General features: G+C 39.9%; 6 protein-coding genes. 4 read left to right on the top strand and 2 right to left on the bottom strand.

What is annotated here, in order from left to right; translation table 11 throughout:
* Window positions 1-705 precede the first annotated feature (705 nt).
* The 4 genes from psb34 (at window position 706) to PN457_RS02045 (ending at window position 3,346) form a co-directional block, all read left to right on the top strand.
* Window positions 706-876 (top strand): photosystem II assembly protein Psb34, encoded by a 171-nt coding sequence (psb34, locus tag PN457_RS02060; RefSeq protein ID WP_271730989.1) that lies wholly within the window; start codon window positions 706-708, stop codon window positions 874-876.
* Window positions 877-1,101: 225 nt separating this feature from the next.
* Entirely contained in the window at window positions 1,102-1,929 is an 828-nt protein-coding gene (gene rsmA / locus PN457_RS02055; protein ID WP_271730987.1) for a 16S rRNA (adenine(1518)-N(6)/adenine(1519)-N(6))-dimethyltransferase RsmA, read from the top strand.
* A gap of 94 nt (window positions 1,930-2,023) precedes the next feature.
* Complete coding sequence (ispE, locus tag PN457_RS02050) at window positions 2,024-2,980, top strand: 4-(cytidine 5'-diphospho)-2-C-methyl-D-erythritol kinase (RefSeq protein WP_271730985.1); 957 nt, start codon at window positions 2,024-2,026, stop codon at window positions 2,978-2,980.
* 45 nt (window positions 2,981-3,025) lie between these two features.
* A complete protein-coding gene (locus PN457_RS02045) occupies window positions 3,026-3,346 on the top strand; it encodes a DUF3082 domain-containing protein (RefSeq protein ID WP_271730983.1) in 321 nt (106 codons plus the stop codon).
* Here PN457_RS02045 and PN457_RS02040 read toward each other — a convergent pair.
* Both PN457_RS02040 and PN457_RS02035 read right to left on the bottom strand, forming a co-directional pair.
* Window positions 3,343-4,221, bottom strand: a complete 879-nt coding sequence (locus tag PN457_RS02040; RefSeq protein ID WP_271730981.1) for a response regulator transcription factor — start codon at window positions 4,219-4,221, stop codon at window positions 3,343-3,345. The genes PN457_RS02045 and PN457_RS02040 overlap by 4 nt on opposite strands.
* A gap of 54 nt (window positions 4,222-4,275) precedes the next feature.
* A complete protein-coding gene (locus tag PN457_RS02035; RefSeq protein WP_271730980.1) occupies window positions 4,276-5,481 on the bottom strand; it encodes a PAS domain-containing sensor histidine kinase in 1,206 nt (401 codons plus the stop codon).
* Window positions 5,482-6,495 lie beyond the last annotated feature (1,014 nt).

The following is a 6,495-nucleotide window of genomic DNA, read 5'->3' as shown; positions in this document are numbered from 1 at the left end:
TGGTCTCCGAATAACTTCTTATTGCGGATTCCTGTTATAATTTTTGATTAACCTTGGGTTTCTCTACCCAAACTAAATCTTCTTGACGAGGATTGGTTATTCTTTAACTTTCAAAGTATTTTGTTTTCTCGGTTCAGGTGTCTTTGGCTCTCGCCTTGCCACTTATTTAATATATCTATTCTATCTGGTTTCGTCAAGGGGTTTGACAAACTTTTTTTTAGCTCACATCCTCAGGCTTCTTTCCCTTGATCCGAGAGACTTCTGCAGGATCTGAGTTTTTCAATGTTGCTCTATCTGAATGTGAAACGTCAAAATGACCTGTTTTTTTCTCGGATGTTCCTGTAGAGGAGCATTTCATACCAATTCGCTAACCCCAATCATCCCGATTTTACTCAGCAACGCTAGTTATTCCATATATATCAGCGGTTAATCCATGAACCCAACTATATATATTCTTCCTATTTCCTTTAGACCCTTTTGCTGATCATCTGTCAGGGGACCTGCCTAATGGTTCCCCAAGAATAGGGGAACCCAACACTAAACAGACGGACTTTTACAGCGATCGCCCTTGGGCTGACTTGTCAGTTCGCACCAACTGAGCAGCATAACTCTAAATCCAAATATAATCTTATTTGTCAACCATACTTGACAAATTGTAATAATAATGTTAAATTAGGTTACATAAAGTAACAAACACAAAAAACTATGTACACAACTATTAATGAAAAAGGTATTCTCAATAACTATGCCAAAGAACCCCAAATATACTGCGCCACCTACCCCAGCCAAGAGCAGCAACGTCAATATACTGTCCAAGCTGCATTTGCTACATTAATTGTCGCTACCTTAATTTTGGTTTCCTTGGGCGTTAGCTAAGATTTTTTGATTTTCGTATCGGTATCTCTCATCGTCAATTCGACTTCTCCTTCTCACCCTGGTTAGTTTCACCAGGGTTTTTTGTTGTGCAAAAATAATTCATCAGCCCCCAGAGAGTCTCAACATATCTCACCTTGAGGATTCGGGTGGAGGTGTGTCTAACATGATAATTTAGGTATCTACAATAAAAAAAAATATCAAAACCAGATATAGTCAGGAAAATTAATGATTAGACCGCGTAAGTCCTTTGCCCAACATTGGCTCAAAAGTGAAAAGGCTCTGGATGCAATTATTAAAGCAGCAGAATGTCGTCAGAGCGATCGCATCTTAGAAATAGGACCGGGTACCGGTATTCTCACTCGTCGTTTACTACCCCACGTGCAATCTCTCATAGCAGTAGAAATAGACTTTGACCTGTGCAAACAGCTAGCCAAGCAACTGGGGAAAAAGGACAACTTTTTACTATTGCAAGGGGACTTTCTGATCTTAGACCTACCATCCCATTTAGCATCATTCACCAATTTTCACAACCCTAATAAAGTAGTAGCCAATATTCCCTACAACATCACAGGGCCAATCATCGAGAAGTTGCTAGGTACTATAGCCCACCCCAACCCAGAACCTTATGATTCCATAGTGCTACTCGTACAAAAGGAAGTAGCAGAAAGATTGTATGCTAAACCTGGTTCTAGAACCTTTGGAGCCTTAAGTGTGCGGGTGCAGTATTTAGCTGATTGTGAATTCATTTGTACCGTTCCCGCGGGTGCATTTTACCCACCACCAAAAGTAGACTCAGCAGTAGTGCGGTTGAGTCCCAGACAGATAGAAACCCCAGCAATTGACCCCCACAAATTAGAAACTCTAGTAAAACTCGGATTTGGTGCCAAACGCAAAATGTTAAGAAATAATTTGCAATCCATTGTAGAACGCGATCGCCTGAGCCACTTACTGGAACAATTAGAAATAAATCCCCAAGTTCGAGCCGAAGACCTGAGTGTTCAGCAGTGGGTAACTTTAGCCAACTTATTGACAAATGCTACCAGTTCTGTGTAAGCAAAGACAGAGAACATCAAGGACACAAACAAACAAGTTCAGCGTGGCTCGTCACAAAGATATGGTATTGAATAACTAAAATTGAGCAGTCAAAATGCGTTCATACACTCTAATTGCTCCCGCCAAAATCAACTTGTATCTGGAAATCATCAGCGACCGGACTGACGGCTATCATGAGTTAGCGATGATACTCCAAAGTATCGGACTGGCAGACGAAATAAATGTACAGTCCCTTAGCAATCAAATGATTAGAGTCAATTGCAACCACCCACAAGTACCTACAGATCAAAGTAACCTAGCCTACCGAGCAGCCGAACTCATGGCGACGCAATTTCCTCAAGCCTTAGCTGAATACGGGGGCGTAGAAATTACGATTAACAAGCATATTCCCGTAGCTGCTGGATTGGCCGGAGGTTCCACAAATGCTGCAGCCGTGTTAGTGGGGATAGATTTACTGTGGAACCTGGGACTAACAAAATCAGAATTAGAAGAACTGGGTGCTACTCTTGGTTCAGATGTCCCGTTTTGCGTTGCCGGGGGAACAGTGATCGCCACAGGTAGAGGCGAGCAACTTTCTCCCTTACCAAACTTGGATACTATATATATAGTATTAGCCAAATATCGCAGCTTAGAAGTTTCTACAGCCTGGGCATACAAAACCTATCGCCAAGAATTTGGTAGTTCTTATCTCAGAGACACTGAAAATTTAGCAGCACGGGCGGCTGCAGTGCATTCGGCACCAATAGTTAAAGGTATCCTGAATAAAGATATAGGAGAAATTGCCCAAAAACTACACAATGACTTAGAACGTGTAGTTTTACCAGCTTATCCTCAAGTGTCACAACTGCGAGAACTATTTTCCGCCCAACAAGGCGTTTTAGCAACCATGATGTCTGGTTCTGGCCCCACAGTTTTTGCCCTAGTGGAGTCTGAAGAACAAGCACAAGCAGTTAAGCTACAGATAAGGGCTGCAGTTCCCGATGAGGACTTAGAATTATTTGTGACTCAGACTGTGATACATGGCATTCAGGTGACATCATCAATGGGTTGAGTGAAGTAGAAATTTACCACCAAGATAGTAAGACACGAAGAACATATGAGTGACCCAAAAGTAACACAAGCAGAAGCTGAAAATCAGGTTCCACCAACTCCTTTACGTTGCATCACAGGAGCGGTGTTTTCTGGAGGACTCGGATATGCTATGTATTCGCTAATGATATCCATAGCGACAACTTTCGCCACTAAACCTATCCATTCGGATAACCCCATGGTGGTAAATATTGGCTCTGCTGTCCGTACTTTAGTCGTCGGTGTAGTTGCCTTGGGATCTGGGATATTTGCCATAGTTGCAATTGGTTTGCTGGCGTTGGCAATGCAATTATTGTTACAGCAGTTGACAAAACCCAAAAACAGTTAACCTAGACCCAAAGCTGCATATTTTTGGTAATCAGGGTCAATACCAAGCATTTTATCACTACTAGGAATTTGAGAAACCTGGTTCTGATTTCTCCAATTTTTGGGCGATACACCATGATGCTGGCGAAATTGCCGGGAGAAATGACAAGCATTTTGGTAGCCTAGTGCTGTAGCAATCTGCTCTATTGTCTGATCAGTATCCGTCAATAAAGGACGGGCCGCGGCCATGCGGCGTTTGACAATCCAGCCATTAACAGTTTCACCTGTTCTTTTCGCCACTGTAGTGGTTAAGTATGCTGCTGAGTAACCAACGGCATCAGCTACGTTAGATAAGGTAATCCCTCGATGATAGTTAGCTTCAATATAGTCGAAAACTTCTTTGAGATGGGGAACGGCTGGAAAAATTGAGTTAGATTTGACAGGTCGGTTTGTATTATCGCCCACCGATTCTGGCATTTGCTGAGATTCAGTTGCATACCAGCAACGCAAAAGAGATTGCTTTTCTAATCTGATAGCGATCGCTTTGTGTAATTCTTCTAAAGTAGAAGGTTTAGTAATATAGTCATCAGCTCCCAACTCCATACCCTTACGAACATCTGTCTTATTGTCGCTACCAGTCAGAAAAATAAACGGAATAATCGCAGTCACAGGATCTTGACGCATGGTATAAAGAACGCTATAACCATCCATACCCGGCATCACAATATCGCAAACCACCAAATCAGGAAAATGGGTTTGTGTTTTTTCAATACCAACCAAACCATTTTCAGCACCTATAGTATTAAAACCGATCGCCTCAAGACCCATTAAATAAAGATTACGGGTAGTAGCATCATCTTCAATTATGAGAATTGTTTTCGTAGATTCCTGTGTCATTTCTCTATTAATAGGATTTGTAGCAAGGAACAATCAGCAAACTGTCTACTAAACTCATAACTGGGATGTTACTACTGGTAACATGATCTTAAATGTTGTACTGACATCAACTTCACTTTCCACAACAATATTACCCCTGTGTAAGTCCACAAGGGTTTTGACAATAAATAATCCTAGCCCAGTACCTGGCTGATGAATATTGCTACCGCGATAAAATGGCTCAAATAATCGCTGTCTATCTGCAAGTGGAATACCAATACCCCTATCTTTCACCTCGAACACTACGTTCCCATGCTGACAGAATAGTTTAAGTTCAACCACGCTATCACTAGGAGAATATTTCATAGCATTATCCAGCAAGTTCATGATCATCGGCTCGATCAGTTTTTTATCTATACAGGCTGTTAAATAACCTCCTTGGGGTAGTAAATTTATGCGTTTATGGCTACCACTTGTCTGCATTTGCGCAATTAACTGATTACAGAAATCAACTAAATTCAATGGTTTGGTATCATAGTTAAGTTTAGCTGTTTGTACCTTCGCCAATAACAAGACATCATCTAAAATCTTGGTAATCTGTTCTACACCTGTTTGAACATGATCAAGTAATGGTTGTATTTTCTCTTCATTCCAGTCGCTCATATACCTTTTGAGCAAGCTATTAGAGAATAAAACAATATTTAAGGGAGTGCGGAATTGATGGCATAACCTAGAGATGAAATCCCCTTGCAGTTGAGTTAGTTGTTTTATTTGTTCTAAAGTCTGACTCCGGTCTGATTCTGTATTTAACCGCGGGAATTCTGGTTTCCGCTGCGATTCCGTCACATCCCAAATGCTCCATACTCTACCAATAATTTCACCCTCCAGCCACTGAGGCTGAGAATATTGAGCCAAAACCCTCCCATCTTTTAACTCCAACATACCGTAGGTTTCCAGGTCATATTGACTGCATACCTGACCTATAATCTGGTAATAGGCTTCTGGGTCTTTCAATTGGTTCTCAAAAAAAGCTTGATACTGAACATATTTCTGGGACTTGATCAGAGAGTTGGGTATTTGCCACATTTCCACAAATTTCTGATTAAAGCTGACAATCTCTCCTTTGAGACTGACTGCAACAATACCATGAGCAGTCGATTCTAGAGTAGAACGCAGTAGAAGAAGGGATTGTTGCAGGTGCTCCTCCTTTTTCTTGAGTTCAGTGACTTCTTTTCCTAAATGCTCCTGAGTTTTGTTTAATTTGTCAGTCGAGTTGTACATACTCCCCCTACTACCTTATCAGTTCTCTGAATAGCCAAAGCTGCAATTAAACTTCCAAGTTTGATGCTCATCTATGTAGTTGACATACCCCCCAATTTAGAACCAAGGGAATTATGGGGTCAAAAATCTCGTAATTTCCAGGGAGAAAATTGGATTAATTTAGCTAGATTACGACATTTGCACAGAAAATAAACTTGTGATTTGAATGTAGACATATCTGGTTCGTCCATAGTGCTTTCCATATCTATTCATCATGTTTGTATTTGCTATTTTTCTCAAGTGCTAATCAAACTATTAACAGCTTAATAAAAGGATGTTTTCAAAGCTCATGATTAACCATGGGTCTAAGGCAATTCGATACAAGGATATTTATAATTATATTTTACGTGGCTAAAATAGAAAAAATATATTTATTGTTTATAGATTCTAGAAATCAAACTTTATTAAAGTTTATTTTTGTCACCCAGTTATTCTTCAGAATTAATTCTTGTCATAAAAAATGTATTTGAGTAATTTATCATAATCAATTACTTTTATTATCAAGCTGTCATGGGGAAAATATATCTATCTCTCCTATATCTTTTGCAATAGATGGTTCAGCTATTTATAAAGCCTTTTTCAGGCTCATGAAGTACACACCTATTCCCTTTTCCCTGTTACCTCAAACTAAAAAAATGTACCTCACGAGCATGGAAAATGCTATAAATTTAATTTTCGTTATTTTCCGGGTGGATATATCTAACCATAGAAATATTGAAATATAAAATAATCTTCTCATTCATCTGTCATCAGATACACTTCAATTTTACATTTATGGGGGTCTTTTGAGAATATCTATCCAAGGTTATAAAAATTGTAAAGATTTTATGTTTAGATCAGGACTTACGCAACTGGCACAAATAGGGAGCGGAGGGAGCCGCGCCACGGGACAATTTCAATTAAACCAAGCACATAGGAATACTTGGGCGTTTGAGTTGCTGTATTAAATAATTAGACAGCAAATTATGCTTGATT

The organism is Anabaenopsis arnoldii, from assembly GCF_028331025.1.
In the GTDB taxonomy this organism is placed as follows: Bacteria; Cyanobacteriota; Cyanobacteriia; order Cyanobacteriales; family Nostocaceae; genus Anabaenopsis; species Anabaenopsis arnoldii.
This window is presented reverse-complemented; position numbering and strand designations above follow the sequence as displayed.

Bases quoted from the DNA above. Each gene is read 5' to 3' on its own strand.
- psb34 (WP_271730989.1), top strand. From the start codon at position 706: ATGTACACAACTATTAATGAAAAAGGTATTCTCAATAACTATGCCAAA.
- ispE (WP_271730985.1), top strand. From the start codon at position 2,024: ATGCGTTCATACACTCTAATTGCTCCCGCCAAAATCAACTTGTATCTG.
- PN457_RS02035 (WP_271730980.1), bottom strand. From the start codon at position 5,481: ATGTACAACTCGACTGACAAATTAAACAAAACTCAGGAGCATTTAGGA.
- PN457_RS02040 (WP_271730981.1), bottom strand. From the start codon at position 4,221: ATGACACAGGAATCTACGAAAACAATTCTCATAATTGAAGATGATGCT.
- PN457_RS02045 (WP_271730983.1), top strand. From the start codon at position 3,026: ATGAGTGACCCAAAAGTAACACAAGCAGAAGCTGAAAATCAGGTTCCA.
- rsmA (WP_271730987.1), top strand. From the start codon at position 1,102: ATGATTAGACCGCGTAAGTCCTTTGCCCAACATTGGCTCAAAAGTGAA.